This window comes from Mangrovibacterium diazotrophicum (assembly GCF_003610535.1).
Taxonomy (GTDB): domain Bacteria; phylum Bacteroidota; class Bacteroidia; order Bacteroidales; family Prolixibacteraceae; genus Mangrovibacterium; species Mangrovibacterium diazotrophicum.
Genome location: NZ_RAPN01000004.1, coordinates 77,067 through 95,463, shown reverse-complemented (window position 1 = coordinate 95,463; position 18,397 = coordinate 77,067). Strand labels below are relative to the sequence as shown.

Below are 18,397 nucleotides of genomic sequence, written 5' to 3'. Positions count from 1 at the left end.
AAATCGGTAGGACGGTTTCCTTTTTTTACTTTTTACAGGCCATCTCTTTATTTCATTCTTCCGTTTTTATTTTATGATTATTAAGTTATTTTTTCAGATATAGATAGACTTTCTTTTTATCGAAAGTTCCATCCTTGAGAATCTCCCTATTTTTTACTTTATAGGTTATCGGTGAAGTCATACTGAGATACTGAAGCACTTCTTCCAAAGAATCATCCTGAAATATTCCTCTAATGGCATATTGCTCCAAATCTTTATCAACGATCTCTATTTCTACATCATACCATCTACCTATTCGCTCTGCTACGTCAATCATAGGATCGCCTCTGAAAATAAGCTTACCTTCTTTCCATCCTGAATATTTTGTTGCATCTGCCTGACTTATTTGTATAGATGAATCTGTATAAACAAGCCTTTCATCAGGTTTCAAAATAACTGGTGTTCCTGAGGCATCGCTTGAGAATTCGACTTTCCCTTCCTCTAATACAACCTCAATATAATTTTCACCAGGGTAAGCATTAACGTTAAATTTTGTTCCTAACACTTTTACTTTTGAAGAACCGGCAGTAACCTCGAATGGATGAGATGCATCATGTGCGACGTCAAACCAAGCTTCCCCTGAGACAACCACCTGTCTGTTATCCTGAAAGGGAATTTCGTATTGAAGCGACGAACCACTGTTCAACCAACCACTGGAACCATCGGGAAGAGTGAAATTAATTCTCGCACCCATTGGTGCGAATAACGTAGAACTTAAAACACTTTCCTGCCTTTCTGAAGTACCTCGATTTTGGCCTAAATACCATAAGAATCCTGCAATTAACAATGGAATTAAGATAACTGCAGCACTCGCTGAATACCAAGTGTAAATCCGTTGCACTGTACTCCGCTTTTTCCGATTTTCTCTTTTGTGAATTGTATGATGAATCCGGTCGAGTAAATAATTCAAATTAAAATTAACAATAGGAGAATCGTCAATGTATTGTTCGAAATCAGAATACACCTGTTGCCTCAATTCCGAATCATTTTCGCCTTCTGAGAACCTACTCGAAACATCCTGCATTTCTTTTTCTGTTGCCAGATCTTCTCGAAAACGCCTCAAGTTTTCTTTACTTGTGTTATTTGCCATTTCAATTATATTGTTACTATCCTTATATCCTGTTTAAAGAAAATTCCGTCGGCCCCTAAGCCAAGGTATCGTCAGCTATTAGGTTGTTTTATAGGTAATAGTATTGGAGGAAAAAAATCTCACGAAAAAAATTAAAAAAAAATACTCAACACCATCGACACCATCATAAAACACTATTATAGTGGAGCTTAAATAAACATGACTGAATAACCCTCGGTTTTATTCAATTATCTGTTGTCGTGGATAAACAAACTCAATTAGACTAGAATATTAACTTCGCCGGAGCTTAAGCTCAATAGCTAGAAACAATTGGAATTGATTTTTTTTACGCTGTCCCTCTAAGTCTATACGCAAGAATTAAAGCATTCTTCAACCTGCGAGATATTCAAAATTCGATCAAGAAGTTTTAGTGTTTTCATTCTTCTCCCGCCGATATTCGGTGGGTGTTTTACCAAAGTGCTTTTTAAACATTTTATTCAAATGGCTTTCATCCACAAATCCGTATTCAAAAGCGATTTCGGAGAATGACAACTCGCTGTTTGCCACCCGGTCACCAATCACTGTCATCCGACTCGAACTGATGAACTGCTTCACGGTATGACCGGTCTCTTGGCGGAAATATGCTCCCAATTTATTGGTGCTCATTTTAAATTCATCGGCGATACGGGCCAAGGTCAATTTTTCCGGATCCCGTAAATTACGACTGATATGTTTTAAGATTGAGCGAATAAGTTCCCTGTTTCGGGGAACATCATTCAGAGACGGAGCAAAGCTGAGATTGCGCTCGGTAAGCGTCACCAGGGTAATCATCTGCAATAAAATTTGACTCTCGTTTTTTACGTGGTCTTCGCCCAAGAGCAGCAAAAACTCAAACAAGCGATCCGCCAATGGTCTATCCTCCTCACTGAAACTCACTTTGGCATTCACCGGCGATTTGGTTTTTACAGGCGGACCGGCAATCTCTTTCAAACTGCCGCTCATTTCCTTCAACTTTAGACGCGTCTTTTCGGCAAACTTCACCGAATAAACCACCGAAGGCTCTTCAATGCGAAGACTGTGTACGTTTCCTTTATTCACCAGAAACAAATCGCCCGCCGAAAACGTGGTATTGACCTGCTCATAGCAATACACGCCACTCCCCTTTTCGAAATAAATGAATTCGTGGAAATCATGCTTCAACAAACCAGTTTGCTGTTCCTCCAACTGGAGCCTTTCAACAGCGACAGCCACAGTAAGCTTTTCAATATTCATAATCGGCTAGTTTGATTCTACTGAAAATCGGTATTTAATTACACCGACCTATTAGTCTTCGTTAATAGACATTTCGGATAATAAAATTTGAAACACTATGAAAGAACAACTTTTAAATGAAAAAGTAGTCAAAGTGCAAAGCCCTTTACTCTTAAAAAGCGAAAATTTTACAGCACTCACCGGTTGCAAATCAAATTGAATGGTACCAAAGTTGAAAACGTTAAAAGAGTGCAAGCTGACGACAACATCAAATTGAGTCCCGATACAATTGATTCACTTGGGCTTCTCAACGTAAAAAAGCAACAATACTTTTCCCCTACATCCTGCACGGTATTCTGAACGGTCGAATTAATTTGTTAAAACACGGCCATCAAAATGCTTTTTCATCCAAAATATAATCAAAACAAAAATACTACATGCCGTTTCCAGCGCCTTCTAGAATCATCACTTAGTTTATATTTGAGTCAAACAAATGCGTGTTGAACGCTTATCAGTTGCGTCATTCCGGCACACAAACAGTCCAATTATTCTCAATAGTTCATATCAAAAATCAAAAAGATAATTCATGACCAAAGATTTCATTTCAAAAACGCTGCTTATCGCGGTATTTTTAGTGGTAAGCGGAGCTGCGATGGCAACTTCAAAAAAAAACAACGAACCTGCAGCAACCTGGGCAAAGTCGAAAGTTGCACAAATGACCATGGAAGAAAAAGCGAATCTTCTTTGCGGATCATCGGAGTACAATAAACTGTGCGACGAGTTAAAGGCATCCGGTACGACTACCGAAATATCACGTTTGGGTATAAGACCGATGATTGTTTCGGATGGGCCTGCCGGTTTGCGCATCCTTACAATACGGCCAAACGATGTAAAAACATACTACACAACCGCCTTTCCGGTTGGTACGTCACTGGCTTCGACATGGGATGTTGACCTGGTAAAAGAAGTTGGCGAAGCCATGGGAAATGAAGTGAAAGAATATGGTGTAGATATTTTGCTGGGACCGGGAATGAATATCCAACGCTCTCCCTTGTGTGGCCGTAACTTCGAATATTACTCCGAAGATCCTTATGTGGCGGGGAATATTGCCGCTGCAATGATCAATGGAATTCAGGAAAACGGCGTGGGTGCATCCTTGAAGCATTTTATCGCCAATAACCAGGAAACAAACCGTCACTCAATTGACGAAATTATTTCAGAACGAGCCCTGCGCGAAATTTATTTACGAGGTTTTGAAATTGCAGTCAAAAAATCGAATCCCTGGACAGTGATGAGTTCTTACAACAAAGTTGACGGCTATTTCACCTCCGACCGCAAAGATTTGTTAACCGATATTCTTCGCTATGAATGGGGCTTTAAAGGATTTGTCATGTCTGACTGGTGGGGAGGAACCTACGACAACTACACCAAAAGTAATGTTGTTGCTCAAATTTCAGCCGGTAATGATCTGTTGATGCCCGGTATCGACTCGCAACGGGAAGATCTGATGGAAGCGATGAAAAGCGGGGAACTCAAAATGGCAGCGGTTGATTTGTCGTGCGAACGGATTTTAAAAATCGTCTATAACAGCATTAGTCAAAACAATTACGCTTTCTCGAATAATCCGGATTTGAAAGCACATGCCGAATTAACCCGGAAAGCCGGAGCTGAAGGCATGGTGCTGTTGAAAAATGATTCCCAGGCACTCCCGCTGTCAAAGCAGAATAAGCTTGCGCTGTTTCGCGTTGCATCCTACAAACCCATCAGCGGGGGACTTGGTAGCGGCGATGTGTATGAAGCGCACATTGCATCATTGGACGAAGGTTTGCAAGAAGCCGGCGTAGCACTTGATAAAAGTTTGACCGATTTTTACACGGCATATCTCAATTATCCTTACCATGATACGGTTGATTATAACTACATCAGCGAGAAACAAATCGCCTTTGATGATAATTGTTTAAAAGAACTGGCAGCGAATAACGATGTGGCAGTCATTACCATCGGGCGAATTTCGGCAGAGGGATTAGACCGCAAAATAGAGGACGATTACAATTTAAAAGATGATGAGCAAAAGATGATCGAAGATGTGTCAAAACATTTTCATGCTGCCGGCAAAAAAGTAGTCGTTGTATTAAATATTGGAGGGGTCATCGAAACCGAAAGCTGGAAAAACAAAGCCGATGCCATTCTTCTTGCATGGCAACCGGGCCAGGAAGTTGGACACTCTGTTGCCGATGTATTGACCGGAAAAGTTAATCCTTCGGGCAAGCTCACCATGACCTTTCCAAAAAAATACGAAGATAGTCCTGCCGCAGAATATTACCCGGGAGAACCGGCAAACGACCCTCAAAAATCGTATTACAAAGAAGGAATCTTTGTGGGATACCGGGGCTTTGAAAAAGAGGAAATTGAGCCCTCTTATGAATTTGGGTTTGGCATGTCGTACACCGATTTTAGCTATTCCGATTTACACTTAAGCAGCAAGATCTTTACCAACGGAATAACGGTATCGGTTAAGATAACAAACACGGGCAAATATGCCGGACAGGAAGTTGTTGAGCTATACATGAAAGCTCCGGAATCAAGCATCGAAAAACCCAAAAAAGAACTGAAGGGCTTTGCTAAAACCCGGTTATTACAACCTGGTGAAAGCCAAATTGTGTCGTTAAAATTAGAGGTTAAGGATTTGGCTTCATTCCATTCGAAAGAAGAAGCCTGGATTGCCGATAAGGGTTTGTACCAGGTCATGTTGGGAGCTTCGTCCAAAATTATAAAGTTGCAGGACGATTTTAAAGTATCCAAACGAATCGTTGTCGAAAAAGTCCATCCTTCATTTCAGGAAGCGACCATAGACTAAAAAAACAATTCCAAACAGATAAGGAGAACTATTCGGCGAATGTTTCTCCTTATCTGTTTTAACCCCGGTCATTATTCTGTTGGCATTCGCCCCAAAACCAAATTATATTCAACGAAAATGACTCCATCGAACCAGGCTATTTTCGAGCCTGTTATTTTGAAAAAAGAGTAATTTAGAATGCAAAATCAGATAAAACCATCGAGCATAATTGTTGTAGCTAGAAAATGGTTCAGGGAGAGATAGCTCTGCCTGCAATAACTAATTCCAAATAAATGAGATTTCATTTTGTCATACGCCAAAGCCTGCTGATCCTATTTGTCCTGGGCAGTATTGCTGCCTTTTCTCAATCAACCGGAAATACGGCGATGGGGAATGAAAAGCAATCGGGCTTTGTGCACATGAACGAACTGATAAAGCTTTACGAACAGAACCGGAACTCCTATCCATACAAAGCCATCGACTACATCAAGGAAGCCATTTCGATAGCCGAACTATCCGGTACCGACGAAATCCGGTGCAGCGTTTACAATAAACTCGGGAATGTTTATTCTGATTTGGGGCTGAATTTTTTAGCAATGGACGCCTTTTATTCCTCGCTAAAATATGCCGAAGGATTAGACGATCCATACGCTGTGCCCTTTTGCTTTATTGATATTGGCAATGTGTACTACACCATCGACAACAACGAGAGGAGCCTTGAATATTATCAGAAAGCAATCGAATTGCTGAAAAGCAACAATATAAAAGATGGGCTGGCAATTCCGTATAACAACATCGGCTTGATAAAAATCAAACAGCACGATTATGTCAGTGCTTTAAAAGAATTTGAACTGAGTTACACAATTCGGCAGGAGCATGGAGCCACCTCCGATATGGCACACTCAAACATGCTAATGTCTGAAGCGTATCTGGGGCTGGAACAATATAACGACGCCATTGCGCATTTAGAAACAGCAAAAGCCTTATACGAAAAAGCCGGTGATCCCAAAAATCAGATGATTACTGTGTCAAAAATGGGCGAAGTCTATGAATCCGAGAAAGATTATCCCAAAGCAATTCTGCTCTATCAACAAGCATTAGACTATTTTGAAACCACGAATGATTACATGTGGATTGTAATTGAAAACCGAAACCTCGCAAAAGTTTATCAAAAAACCGAACAATACAACAAAGCCATCTCCCACGCTGAAGCAGCACTGCAAAGCTCCCGGGCCAATCACTACAGTCAATATCTGGTTGAAATTCTCAAAATTCTGGCTGATACCCATTATAAAAATAAACAGGAAGATGACGCTTATTACTATCACGACATGCTAATTAATGTGAGTGATTCGCTACAACAGGTCAATGACAATTTGCAGTTTGCAAACCTTCAGTTTAGCGTTGAAACGCTCAAACACAACATCGAAAAAGAGCAGCTGGAAAACGAAATTAACAAGCGAAAAGCCGTCCGAAATTACATCATCCTCATTTTCATTTTTATCTCACTCATATTCCTGTCTGTATTGTTCAGATTCTTAAAAAAACGGAAACAAGAGCGGAATCGCTTTCTTCAAAAAGAAAAAATTGCAGCCGTGAAATTGCAGGAAAAGGAAGTTGAGAATGACGAGCTGAACAAGGAATTGGAACAGCGGAACAAGGAATTAACATCCAAAACAATGGGTATTGTAAAAAATGCAGAATTTATAAATAGTGTGATTGAGGAGTTGGATGATTTGGTTGTCAACCGGGAAACCAAGGCAAAAATCAGAAGCATAATTGATAAGCTAAGTCATAATCAAAAAGAAGACAGTTGGGAAGAATTCGAAATTCGTTTTACGAACGTTCATCAGGATTTCATCGAAAAACTCAACCAAAAACATCCGGACCTTTCGCCCAACGAACGAAGGCTCTGTGCATTTCTTCGCTTAAATATGACGACCAAAGAAATTTCATCCATAACCTATCAGAATAGCAAGAGTATCGACGTTGCCCGATATCGGCTGCGCAAAAAGATGCAACTATCCCGGGAGACAAACCTGATTTCATACCTTTCCTCTTTTTAGGCCCATCATTCACCTGATCCGCCACCAGCCGGCCGGTCTCGAAGGCATCCCTGTCTCCTACTAGCCCAGCTCTAGTTTTTCAACTGCAACTGTAAGTTTCTCAATCTTCATAATCACCTTGGTGTGAATTTACCGAAAATCGGTGTTTAATTACAGACGTATTGGTCTTAATTATTGGACATTTGTAGTCATAAAATTTGAAACACCATGAAAGAACAACCTTTAAAAGAAAAAATGGGTAAAGTGCAAGGCACATTCACCCTTAAAAGCAAAAGTTTTACAGCGCCCCACTATTTGCAAATCGAATTGAGCGGTGTCGAAGTAGAGAACTTAAAAGAAGTGCAAGCTGGTGACCGCATTAAATTGCGCCCGGCTAACACCGAAGAAAAAGAGCAACGAGGCGATCGCATGAACAAAAGCAAATCAGCTTTTATTGTGACAAGCGTTGATATTGAAAATCAAATTCTGAACGTGGCCGCGATTATCGTTGATCAAAATGATCCGAAAACCCAAGCAATTTTAGAGGCTGAAGAAGGTCTGAAATTGGCAGTTAAGGTAAAGTCAGCTCTGTTCAAAGGCAAACATCATCAGAAACACGGTGAAAAACACCATGGCATGAAAGAGCACGGTATAAAAACTCACGGTCATCACGACAAAGAAGGACAGCCTCATGGACGAAGTCATCGTGGAGAATCCGTTGTGTTTGCAAGTCCTGAGCAAATTGCCGCAGCTGAGGAACGCCTGGCAAAATTGATGGGCGGGAAAGAAATCGCAGGAAAAGGATTTGGAGGAAAAGGTCACCACAAAGGTCATGGCATGAAACACGGACATCACCACGGCAAAGGTCGCAGTCATTAAATAACCGCTGTGAGTTATCAAGTTTCCAGAAAACGTGAAAACCGCATCGGCCCCAGAAATTACTAAAAGCGAAGCTCTGAAAAAAGCTCAAAAACAATCGAAAACAAGAAAATGCAAACAGAAAACACACAAACGATAAAAAGCCCCAAAGATGGCAAAACTGATTTTCAGTTTTACACCCTTGAACTGGTCGAACGAAAAGCGGAATATGCCAACATCCACACTTTTAGGTTCAAACCAATTGAACCACTTGAATTCCGTGCCGGACAGTGGGTTCACCTGGGCTTTCCAATGGGAAACCGCGACAAAACATTTATCCGACACATGTCATTTGCCTCTTCTCCGAAAGATGAATTGCTCGACTTTACCATGGATTTGGCATCGGTATCGCCTTACAAACAGCGCATGGCTGCTTTGCAGCCCGGTGATCAATTAAAAGCTTTCAAAATCAAAGGGGAATTTCATTCGGCCATTAACTCCGAAAGCGAAGTTGTATTTTTAACCGGAGGAATCGGAGTCACCCCTGTCCGATCTGTCCTCCGCGAACTTCAGCACCTGGGATCTAAATTGAACTGGACACTTTGCCACGTATCGCGCGACAAGTTCCTGTATGAAGAGGAATTGACAGCTTACCGCAACCAACAATGGAGAACCAACCGGGAAGGCTTGGAAACCGTGTGGCCCCAGTTGATCAGCAAACCAGCAGGCACCCGCTATTTTATTTCCGGCTCCGATCGCTTTGTTCGGGGCATGGTTGACCGACTAATTGCTGAAGGAAAATTACCGGAAGACATCATCACGGAGAGCTTCCATTAATAATAAAGCTACATGTCTGAAATATGTTAGCCCTGATCAAACCAAATTACAATGGGCTTATCAGGGCTAATTATTTCAGCTATTGAAATTCTTTCGAGAGGGCAATTGGTCGTCTTTTCCGACAAGCAGAGGTCTGCCTCAAAGCTCTAGTCGTTAGAATCCGAAAATCAATCTTTTTCCATTTGCCCCAGCCGTTGCTCCAGACTTTTAATGGCTGCTAATACTGTTTCCATTTCAGAACGGGCTTCCGGAAATTCGCGGCTCGTGTAGGCATAAAAGCGCCAGATCTCCATGACATCGGCTGCCTCAACCGTGTAGGGTTCATACACCGGGTTCAGCGACTTTAGCCGAATGGTGCCATCTTCATTCAGCGTGGTTAGTTTGAAAACAAAATCCTGCTGCCCCTTCAGAATCACAATGCAAGGCGTATCGGGTTTCAGGTCGGTCCAATCGGCGATGTATTGCGCCACAATATCAGCCCCCTCAGGCACTGGCAACATCGAATCGCCCACCGACGGAAAGATGCGAAAAGTGCCCTGTGTCGGTAGGTTCGGAATCGAAAATTTGGGAAGGCCCGCGATAAACTCAGGGTCGTTGTAGCCCGCCATATAACCGGCTTTCGCCTTCACCGGCACATATTCCACATTCTCGTTATTCGACTTGTCCACCGAGATAGCCAGCACCCGCAGGTTACCACCGCGAATGTACACGTCGTTACCCGTCTCCAGTTCCCGCAACTTCAACTCGCCCAATTTCGACAAATCAATTTTCAATAGAGTGTCGATACTAATTTTGAAGAAATCGGAAAAATTGAGGTAGTCTTCCGGCTGTGGCGATTTGGTATTACCAGCCTCAATGGCAGCCAGTTTTGCCCGGGTCAGCCCCAAAGCGGAAGCCAGCGTTTCCTGGCTCAATTTTCGTCGCTCCCGTAAAAACTTAATGTTCGAAGCGAAAAATATTTTTTGTGTTTTGCCAGCCATTTGTTATAATTAGAAACAACTAGTTGTTATTATTCGTAACAAAAATAGAAACATTTCGCAGATATGGAAGCAATTGCGGGCAAAAAAGACATCATCTCCCAACTAAAAAAGCAGATTCTTTCGATGGAAGGATTCAGCACCGGCTCTGTCAGCCGGCAGCTCGATTTTGGTTTGGGCCCGGTGAACGACGCTTTTCCCGAGGGTGTCTTTCCGGTTGGAACCATTCACGAATTTGTTAGCCCAACCGAAGCACATGCTGCTGCTGCCAACGGCTTCCTGTCCGGACTGCTCAGCACCCTCCTGGGGCAAAGTGGCATTTGCCTGTGGATTAGCGTTGGCCGGAAACTGTTTCCACCTGCACTGAAGTTTTTCGGTATCGAGCCGCACCGGGTCATTTTTGTCGATGTAAAGTTGAGAAAAGACGGGCTTTGGGTGATGGAGCAAGCCTTGAAATGCACAGCCCTGTCGGCCGTGGTCGCTGAGCTTCGCGAGGTGAGTTTTGCCGAATCGCGTCGTCTGCAACTGGCTGTCGAAAACAGTCGGGTAACCGGATTTCTGCATCGTCAGCTTCCCAGCAGCAAACATACGCTGGCCTGTGTGTCGCGCTGGCAAGTCAGCCCGTTACCAAGCCACAGCAGCGGCCTACCCGGTGTTGGCTTTCCACGCGTGTTGGTTGAACTGGAAAAGATTCGAAATGGCCGCCCCGGCAGTTGGACCTTCGAGTGGCGCAACAGCCGGTTCCATGCATTGCCCGATCAACGCCCGGCGGCACTACCGGCTACTTCACCCTCAAACACACGCTCGTATGCCTAAACGTTATTTACATATTTGGCTGCCGTTTCTCCCAACCGAGCGCATGAGTAAAAACCATCCGGAGCTGCGCGGCAAGCGTTTTCTGCTGTACACTCCCGAGCACGGTCGCATGGTGGTTTACGCCGTGAGCCCGGCATTGGCCCAAGAAGGCATTCGTCCGGGCATGGTGGTAGCCGATGTTCGCGCGATTCTGCCCGGGGTTGAAGTATTCCCGGCCGAGCCTGAAGCAGATGAAAAACTGCTGCACAAACTGGCAGAATGGTGCTTTCGTTTTAGCCCGATTGTTGCGACCACTTCCCCCGACGGGCTGGTTCTCGACATCTCCGGCTGCCCGCATCTGTGGGGTGGAGAATTGCCGTACCTCAACACCATTATAAACCGTCTGCGAAAAGGCGGCTACCGGGCACGTGCTGCAATTGCCGATACGGTCGGCACAGCCTGGGCAACAGCCCGCCATGGAGAGAATCTCATCATCGAACCGGGCAAACAGCGTGAAGCTCTTCTTGCCCTTCCGCCAGTGGCTCTTCGTCTCGAAACTCCCACGCTGCAGCGTCTCGACAAGCTGGGATTCCAGGAAATCAGCCAGCTGATCGACATTCCACGAACGAATCTACGCCGTCGCTTTGGCAATGGCTTGCTGCTTCGGCTGGGGCAAGCCATGGGAACTGAACGCGAGTTACTGAAACCAGTTCAGGCAGCACCAATTTACCTGGAACGTTTGCCCTGTCTGGAGCCAATCCGAACAGCGAAAGGCATCGAAATCGCTGTTCAAACTCTGCTTGAAATGCTTTGCAAACGACTTTCAAATGACGGAAAAGGCGTGCGAGCTGCTACCCTAAAAGGCTACCGACTGGATGGCGAAACGGTACAAATCAGCATCGGAACAAACCGGGCCTCGCGCAACACCGCCCATTTATTCAAGCTATTCGAGTTGAAGATTCCGGAACTGGAACCGGCACTCGGTATCGAGCTGTTTGCCATCGAAGCTACTTTGGTGGAGGACGTGAGCGAAGCGCAGGAAGCTCTGTGGAGCCTGAGCAACAATAACCAGTCTGCTATTGCCGAGCTACTCGACAACATTGCCGGCAAGGTGGGTCAACAATCGATTCGGCGCTATCTGCCGCAGGAAAGCTATTGGCCCGAGCGTTCGGTAAAAGCAGTGAGCTCGCTCGACATTCAGCCCGAAACAGCATGGCGCATCGACCGATCACGCCCCATGCAGCTACTTCCCCGCCCCGACCCCATCGAGGTAATGGTGGTGCTGCCCGACTACCCACCTATGCACTTTCGCTACAAAGGCGAACTGATCCGAATAGCGAAAGCCGACGGTCCCGAGCGGATTGAGCAGGAATGGTGGCTTCAAAGCAGTCCGCCACGCGACTATTACCGGGTAGAAGACGACACCGGCGCCCGCTACTGGATTTTCCGACTTGGACTTTACGGCAATGGCAAACCGCAATGGTTCCTGCACGGGTATTTTGTTTGAGGTAGCTACGAGTATTCAGCCACAGGTTTCAAGTTGAAATTATAGAAAGAAAAGCCTTCTGCATTTGGATTTTGGTTATTGAATTTTAGAATTTTATAAACATCGAATTTTGAATCAGGTAAGTTACACTGAATTACAGGTCACATCGAATTTTACGTTCCTCAGGGGAGGTTCGGGTCCCGACGAGCTGGTAGAACGAGCTGAAGAGCTGGGCTACACGGCTATTGCCATTACCGACCGAAATTCGCTGGCCGGCATTGTTCGGGCACATGTGGCTGCCCGCAGCAAAAAAATTCGCTTCATCCCGGCCTGCCGCCTCGACTTACTCGACGGCCCCAGCTTGCTCGCCTATCCCACTTGCCGAGAAGGTTACTCCAACCTTTCCGGATTGCTATCAACCGGTAACTTGCGAACAGAAAAAGGAAAATGTGAACTATACCGGGCCGATGTGTTTCAATATGCCGCAAACATCCAATTCGTACTTTTGCCACCCGATTCGCTGAATGCAGATTTCGAATTTCAGCCTGAATTTATACTTGCATTGAAAGAATACCGGCAAGTTTTGGGCAAATCGCTTCATTTGGCAGCCAGTTTTACCTACCGGGGTGACGATCAGAAGCGCATGTACCAGCTTTCGCAACTGGCCAAACGATATCGGGTTCCGCTGGTAGCCACCAACGACGTGCATTATCACGGGTCGGAGCGCCGCGAGCTGCAGGATGTACTCACCTGCATCCGCGAGAAATGTACCATCAGTTCGGCTGGTTTCAAACTACACCAGAATGCCGAGCGCTACCTGAAACCGATAGACGAACTGAAACGCCTGTTTCTGCAATACCCCGAAGCCATTCAGAATGCACAACGGCTAGCCGATTTATGCAATTTTTCGCTCGATGAGCTGCGCTACCTATACCCTGAAGAAATTACCAGCTCGGGCCGTAAACCAATGGAAGAGCTGATCTACCTATGCTGGAAGGGTGCACATGAGCGGTGGGGCGAAACGATTCCGCCGAAAATCAAAGCCACGATCGAAATGGAGTTGGAGTTTATCGGGCGGAAAGACTACGCATCCTATTTTCTAACCGTGTACGACTACGTGCGCGAGGCCCGCTCTCGTGGAATTCTGTGCCAGGGACGTGGCTCTGCAGCCAACTCAGTGGTTTGCTACTGCCTTGGGATCACTTCGGTTGACCCGTCGAAATTCAAACTATTGTTTGCCCGTTTCATGAGCGACGAGCGCAATGAACCACCCGACATTGATGTGGATTTTGAACACGAGCGTCGCGAGGAAATCATGCAATACATTTACAACAAGTACGGACGCGACCGGGCCGGCATTGTAGCTACAGTAACGCAAGTGCATTGGAAAGGAGCCATACGCGATGTTGGAAAAGTGATGGGATTATCGACTGATTCGATCAACCTTTTGTCGAAATCAGCTTATGAATTTACCGAAGATTGGTTTACCGGTAAAACTCCTGAAAGTACCAGTTTCAACCCGAACGACCTGCACCTGCGCAAAGTACTGGAGCTTACCGGGCAATACATTGGCTTCCCGCGACAACTGGGACAGCACACTGGCGGTTTTGTTATTACCCGTGGCAAACTACACGAGCTGTGCCCTATTCTGAATGCCCGCATGGAAGACCGCACCTGCATTGAGTGGAACAAAGATGATATTGAAGCACTCGGCTTTTTAAAGGTTGACGTGCTCGCGCTAGGCATGCTCACCTGCATCCAAAAGGCCTTCAAGCTGGCCAAACAACATTACAACTTAGACCTTACTTTGGCCAATATTCCTCAGGACGACCCGAAAGTCTACGAAATGATTAGTCATGCCGATACGTTGGGTGTGTTCCAGATTGAAAGCCGTGCGCAAATGTCGATGCTCCCCCGCCTGAAGCCCACCGAATTTTACGATTTGGTAATTGAGGTAGCCATTGTTCGTCCCGGCCCAATTCAGGGCGACATGGTCCATCCATATTTAAGACGCCGGGATGGAAAGGAGCCGATTGAATTTCCGTCAGAGGAGCTGAAAGAAATTTTACACCGGACCAAAGGAGTTCCCTTATTTCAGGAACAGGCCATGGAAATCGCCATTGTTGCAGCAGGCTTCACGCCGGCCGAAGCCGATGGTTTGCGCCGGGCCATGGCAACGTTTAAGTCGAAAGGGAAAGTGAGTTGGTACCACGACAAGCTTGTTAGTGGCATGATCAGAAAAGGCTACACTAACGAATTTGCTGAACGAGTTTTCAAACAAATTGAAGGTTTCGGGAGCTACGGATTCCCGGAGAGCCACGCCGCTAGTTTTGCGCTGCTGGTGTACATCTCGTCGTGGATTAAATGTTACTACCCCGATATTTTCGCTGCAGCCCTTCTAAATAGTCAGCCTATGGGATTTTACCAACCGGCGCAAATTGTGATTGATGCCCGTAAGCATGGAGTTATGGTTCGCCCCGTCGATGTTAATTACTCTGATTGGGACAACACCCTGGAAGAAAAAGATGGTCATTATTGTGCTGTCAGACTTGGATTCCGCCAAGTAACAGGGTTGAGGGAGGAAGAAATGAAACTTTTAATCCTTCGTCGAAAATCACCGTACAAAGATATCGATCGACTCGTCGAAATTGGGATAATGCCAGCAGCACTGGAGCGCCTTGCCGATGCTGATGCTTTTCGTTCCCTCGGTCTCGACCGACGCCGTGCCCTCTGGGAAGTCTCAGCCATGAAAGACCACCCTACCGGGATGTTCACCGGCACGCCATCGGCCAGCTCCTCCGAGCAACAAACTGAATTGCCGGTTATGAGTGATGGCGAACACGTCATTCAGGATTATGCAAGCACCACCCTTTCGCTAAAAGCGCACCCGGTAAGCTTCGCCCGCGCCACTCTTAACAATTTTGGAGTGACCACAACTTCAGCCCTAAACCAACTAAAAAACGGCGATCGGGTAAAAGTCTGCGGGCTCATCACCGTGAGGCAACGCCCGGGAACAGCCAAAGGCGTGCTCTTTATTACGATTGAAGATGAAACCGGTTTTGCCAACCTGGTGGTGTGGGCAAACACGTTTGAAAAATATCGCAAGGTGATTTTGCAATCTCGCCTGTTGATGGTGGAAGGCAAGCTTCAAATTGAAGGGGAAGTTATTCATGTTGTGGTAAGTGCATGTTTCAACCTAAACAAGCTCATGGACTTGAGAGCAGAAGGCCGAAACCTGGGGTCGATGAATAAACCGACCGGAGCAAGTAAAAAATATCCGGCAGAAGTACTGAAAAGCGAAAAAGCCCGCCCCGTACAAACTGTACAAGGCGAGCTTTTCCGATCGCGCGATTTCAAATAAATTATAACGGCACAAAAAAAGAACGGGGCACACTTCTAAAGTGTAACCCCGCCCCATCGATCTGCAATCAACCAGATGGTTGTATCTTTAAGCTTTTTGCTTGCTAATTTTTGAATAGATCTCTTCCCATGGAGGCAAACCACCCAGGTTTCGATCGTCTACAAAAAGGTCTGCAGTAATCTTACGACTTATGTTCTGACAGTCATAGACCTCTTCAGGATGACTCCGATTAACGGCATGAAATTCGAGCCCCCGGCTATTACAAAATTGTAATGCATCATCAAGTTCCTTTCCATCACGAACGGTCCAAAGAATAAGTGTATGACCATCCTGTTTCAATTGCTTCAGCATTTGAACCGCCATTGGGATTTCCTTTCCCAACTTCGGATATTTATGCTCTACAATTGTTCCGTCAAAATCGATCGCTAAAACCATATACTACTATCTTTTTTATCGTTTAGGCCTTGCTCACTTCAAGTTTATCATCAAAATACCCGCCCGATTTGAACGAACTTTGAGCATAACTTGCGTAAGAAGTTGCATATGAACCGTATTTCTTCGGATTAACATCATTGATTACAATACCAACTTTCTTCAATCCATACTGTTCAACGTTGTAGTTCAATACTTCAATCATCTTTTTATGAGTATAGCCCTGGCGCGCAACAAACAAGTTCACACCTGCATGCTTACCCACGATTGCGGCATCAGCAACTAACGTAAATGGTGAGTTGTCAATTACTACAACGTCGTAACGGGATTTTAGCTCTTCAATCAAACCGTCAAACTCTTCCGAAGCCAAAAGGTCGGCCGGGTTTGGAGGAATTACTCCACAAAGTACAATATCTAAATTTTCAATTCCTGACGGTTTAATAATCTCATCCAGCTTATGAGTACCAATCAAATAAGTACTGATACCAATGTCGTTTTTAAGATTGAAGTATTGATGAGTTGTCGGTTTTCTCATATCTGCACCAACCAATACTACTTTTCGGTTATTGAGAGCCATTACCGACGCTAAGTTAGCAGCAACAAACGTTTTTCCCTCACCTGGAACCGATGAATGTATTGCAATTACATTCTTATTGTCTCCTTTTTGCATGTAAGTTAAGTTTGTTCTCAACTTGCGGAAAGACTCAGCGATAACCGATCGTGTATACTTTATGACGGGAATTGCATCTTTAAACTTATTGTGAATAATGTCGGCCACAATAGGCAAACTTGTTAATTGAGCCAACTGCTCTTTCGAATAGATACTATCATCAAAATAATCAACTGCAATTATCACGAACAGCGGAATAAAAATCCCCAGTAAGAATCCCAATGCTAAATTGATCGTTGATTTAGGCCCAATCTGTGATACTGTGGCCGATTGAGCCGGATCGAGAACTTCAATTTCAGGTAAGTTTGAAGCTTTTGTTATCTGCGCTTCTGCCCGACGTTGTAACAAGAAATTATACAATTCATTATTCAAATCAACCATTCGCTTGATGTTCACCAAGTCCTGTTCTGTTTTTGGAACATCACTTAATTGGCTTTTTACTTGATAAATCTCGCGATTCAACGCATCTAACTCTCGTTGTGTATTAAACACCAGGTTATTCAAATTTTCCTGCAAACTCTTGCGGGTATATTCCAATTCCCGATCGATAACAACCAAACTCGGGTTTTTGGCCTGAAGACTGTACGACAGCGCTTCCTTTTTACTATACAACTCACTCAATTTTGCGACCAAATTGTTTAATCCAGAATCTGTGATTCCGACAACTGATGGAAAGGTAACATTCTGCATCTTCTCCCCATCCTCCATATACTTCTTGAGGTTCTCATAATAGCTCAATTGCATTTCCGCCATTGACTGTCTCGAATCGAGCTCGTTCAATTTTTGCATAATGATTTCAGCCTTCTGACTCAAATCATAAACCCCTTTATTGGATCTGTAGCTGGTAAATTGATCATTCGTTGTTTTTAATGTATCGACAACGGCACTCAACTGTCGATCAATGAAATCAATTGTATTCTCAGAGATTTGATTTTGCTCTTTTAGTGTATACTGCATATACACCGTCGACAACATGTTTATAAAGTCTATTTCTTTCTGCGTATTATCACCATTAATCATGACGTTCAGTAAATTTGCATCGTCATCAACTGCTGTAACATCTAATTTCTTCACATATCCTAATGCCAGCTTATTTAAATCATTGAAAATAAAATAGTATGCATCTTTGCCGATAGTACCGCTTGGGTTCACGACGAAACTGAAGTAGTTATTCTCAAATTTCTCGCCGTACTTACCTTTAGACTCAAAATTAATTTCAAAATCATCGCCACCAATATTAACAACTGCATCAACTTTCGCGGTATATGTAGAATCATTTATTTGAGAAATGTAAACGGGTACATTCTTCAAGTTTGAATCTTCGGGACTAAATGCAACATGAAAAGGCTCTTTACCATACAAGCTATAATCACCTAAAGGCATTTTTTGATACCAAGACACATACCAACCTAAACGCTCTATAACCTCCAGATTCAAATTATAGGAAGTGAGTATTCCAATATGGTTTGCTAAAACCATATTCGACTTCATCGAATATGAATCAAATATTCCCCCCAAAGATGCTCCATTATTGTTGTTATCTTTTACCAACAATTTACTTGTAACCTGGTAAACAGGAGGAGTGAATTTGTTGTAAACAAAAGCCGCCCCAACACCGATTATAACTAAAATCACAAACCAATACCAATAATGCATTAGTTTGGTAAGAAACTCTTTAAAATTAAATGACTTATCATCCTCATCTAAGAGCATTTTTAAAATATCATTATTTTTATCCATA

12 protein-coding genes are annotated in these 18,397 nt (G+C 44.2%); 7 read left to right on the top strand and 5 right to left on the bottom strand.

Going from position 1 to position 18,397, the window contains the following annotated elements:
• Positions 1-85 precede the first annotated feature (85 nt).
• Positions 86-1,129, bottom strand: coding sequence for a FecR family protein (locus tag BC643_RS20030; protein ID WP_120275069.1), 1,044 nt, complete (start codon positions 1,127-1,129; stop codon positions 86-88).
• 396 nt (positions 1,130-1,525) lie between these two features.
• Positions 1,526-2,380 carry an AraC family transcriptional regulator gene (locus tag BC643_RS20025; protein ID WP_120275068.1) on the bottom strand — a complete coding sequence of 285 codons (855 nt, stop codon included), beginning with the start codon at positions 2,378-2,380 and terminating at the stop codon, positions 1,526-1,528.
• A 565-nt stretch (positions 2,381-2,945) separates the two neighbouring features.
• On the opposite strand from BC643_RS20025, the gene BC643_RS20020 reads away from it, so the two are divergent.
• From BC643_RS20020 to BC643_RS20005, 4 genes are all read left to right on the top strand, one after another.
• Positions 2,946-5,216 carry a glycoside hydrolase family 3 N-terminal domain-containing protein gene (locus tag BC643_RS20020; RefSeq protein WP_120275067.1) on the top strand — a complete coding sequence of 757 codons (2,271 nt, stop codon included), beginning with the start codon at positions 2,946-2,948 and terminating at the stop codon, positions 5,214-5,216.
• A 272-nt stretch (positions 5,217-5,488) separates the two neighbouring features.
• The gene (locus BC643_RS20015) at positions 5,489-7,261 is read left to right on the top strand and encodes a tetratricopeptide repeat protein (protein WP_120275066.1); all 1,773 of its coding nucleotides are present in this window, start codon (positions 5,489-5,491) and stop codon (positions 7,259-7,261) included.
• 207 nt (positions 7,262-7,468) lie between these two features.
• Positions 7,469-8,119, top strand: coding sequence for a hypothetical protein (locus tag BC643_RS20010; RefSeq protein WP_120275065.1), 651 nt, complete (start codon positions 7,469-7,471; stop codon positions 8,117-8,119).
• A gap of 111 nt (positions 8,120-8,230) precedes the next feature.
• Entirely contained in the window at positions 8,231-8,935 is a 705-nt protein-coding gene (locus tag BC643_RS20005; RefSeq protein ID WP_120275064.1) for an FAD-dependent oxidoreductase, read from the top strand.
• Between the two features lie 167 nt (positions 8,936-9,102).
• Here the strand turns inward: BC643_RS20005 and BC643_RS20000 are convergent, their stop codons facing one another.
• Positions 9,103-9,915, bottom strand: coding sequence for an XRE family transcriptional regulator (locus BC643_RS20000; protein WP_120275063.1), 813 nt, complete (start codon positions 9,913-9,915; stop codon positions 9,103-9,105).
• A gap of 63 nt (positions 9,916-9,978) precedes the next feature.
• Between BC643_RS20000 and BC643_RS19995 the strand changes: the two genes are divergently transcribed.
• The 3 genes from BC643_RS19995 to BC643_RS19985 all read left to right on the top strand — a co-directional run bounded on the left by BC643_RS19995 (position 9,979) and on the right by BC643_RS19985 (position 15,554).
• Positions 9,979-10,728, top strand: coding sequence for an ImuA family protein (locus BC643_RS19995; RefSeq protein WP_120275062.1), 750 nt, complete (start codon positions 9,979-9,981; stop codon positions 10,726-10,728).
• Positions 10,721-12,214 (top strand): Y-family DNA polymerase, encoded by a 1,494-nt coding sequence (locus BC643_RS19990; protein WP_120275061.1) that lies wholly within the window; start codon positions 10,721-10,723, stop codon positions 12,212-12,214. The genes BC643_RS19995 and BC643_RS19990 overlap by 8 nt, the downstream gene beginning before the upstream one ends.
• A 109-nt stretch (positions 12,215-12,323) precedes the next feature.
• Positions 12,324-15,554 (top strand): error-prone DNA polymerase, encoded by a 3,231-nt coding sequence (locus tag BC643_RS19985; protein ID WP_120275060.1) that lies wholly within the window; start codon positions 12,324-12,326, stop codon positions 15,552-15,554.
• Positions 15,555-15,641: 87 nt separating this feature from the next.
• On the opposite strand, the gene BC643_RS19980 is transcribed toward BC643_RS19985, so the two are convergent.
• A complete protein-coding gene (locus BC643_RS19980; RefSeq protein WP_147377284.1) occupies positions 15,642-15,989 on the bottom strand; it encodes a BT0820 family HAD-type phosphatase in 348 nt (115 codons plus the stop codon).
• A gap of 22 nt (positions 15,990-16,011) precedes the next feature.
• Positions 16,012-18,396, bottom strand: a complete 2,385-nt coding sequence (locus BC643_RS19975) for a GumC family protein (protein ID WP_120275058.1) — start codon at positions 18,394-18,396, stop codon at positions 16,012-16,014.
• Position 18,397: the final 1 nt, after the last annotated feature.

Bases quoted from the DNA above. Each gene is read 5' to 3' on its own strand.
- BC643_RS19980 (WP_147377284.1), bottom strand. From the start codon at position 15,989: ATGGTTTTAGCGATCGATTTTGACGGAACAATTGTAGAGCATAAATAT.
- BC643_RS20030 (WP_120275069.1), bottom strand. From the start codon at position 1,129: ATGGCAAATAACACAAGTAAAGAAAACTTGAGGCGTTTTCGAGAAGAT.
- BC643_RS20020 (WP_120275067.1), top strand. From the start codon at position 2,946: ATGACCAAAGATTTCATTTCAAAAACGCTGCTTATCGCGGTATTTTTA.
- BC643_RS20005 (WP_120275064.1), top strand. From the start codon at position 8,231: ATGCAAACAGAAAACACACAAACGATAAAAAGCCCCAAAGATGGCAAA.
- BC643_RS20025 (WP_120275068.1), bottom strand. From the start codon at position 2,380: ATGAATATTGAAAAGCTTACTGTGGCTGTCGCTGTTGAAAGGCTCCAG.
- BC643_RS20010 (WP_120275065.1), top strand. From the start codon at position 7,469: ATGAAAGAACAACCTTTAAAAGAAAAAATGGGTAAAGTGCAAGGCACA.
- BC643_RS20015 (WP_120275066.1), top strand. From the start codon at position 5,489: ATGAGATTTCATTTTGTCATACGCCAAAGCCTGCTGATCCTATTTGTC.
- BC643_RS20000 (WP_120275063.1), bottom strand. From the start codon at position 9,915: ATGGCTGGCAAAACACAAAAAATATTTTTCGCTTCGAACATTAAGTTT.
- BC643_RS19990 (WP_120275061.1), top strand. From the start codon at position 10,721: ATGCCTAAACGTTATTTACATATTTGGCTGCCGTTTCTCCCAACCGAG.
- BC643_RS19975 (WP_120275058.1), bottom strand. From the start codon at position 18,396: ATGGATAAAAATAATGATATTTTAAAAATGCTCTTAGATGAGGATGAT.
- BC643_RS19995 (WP_120275062.1), top strand. From the start codon at position 9,979: ATGGAAGCAATTGCGGGCAAAAAAGACATCATCTCCCAACTAAAAAAG.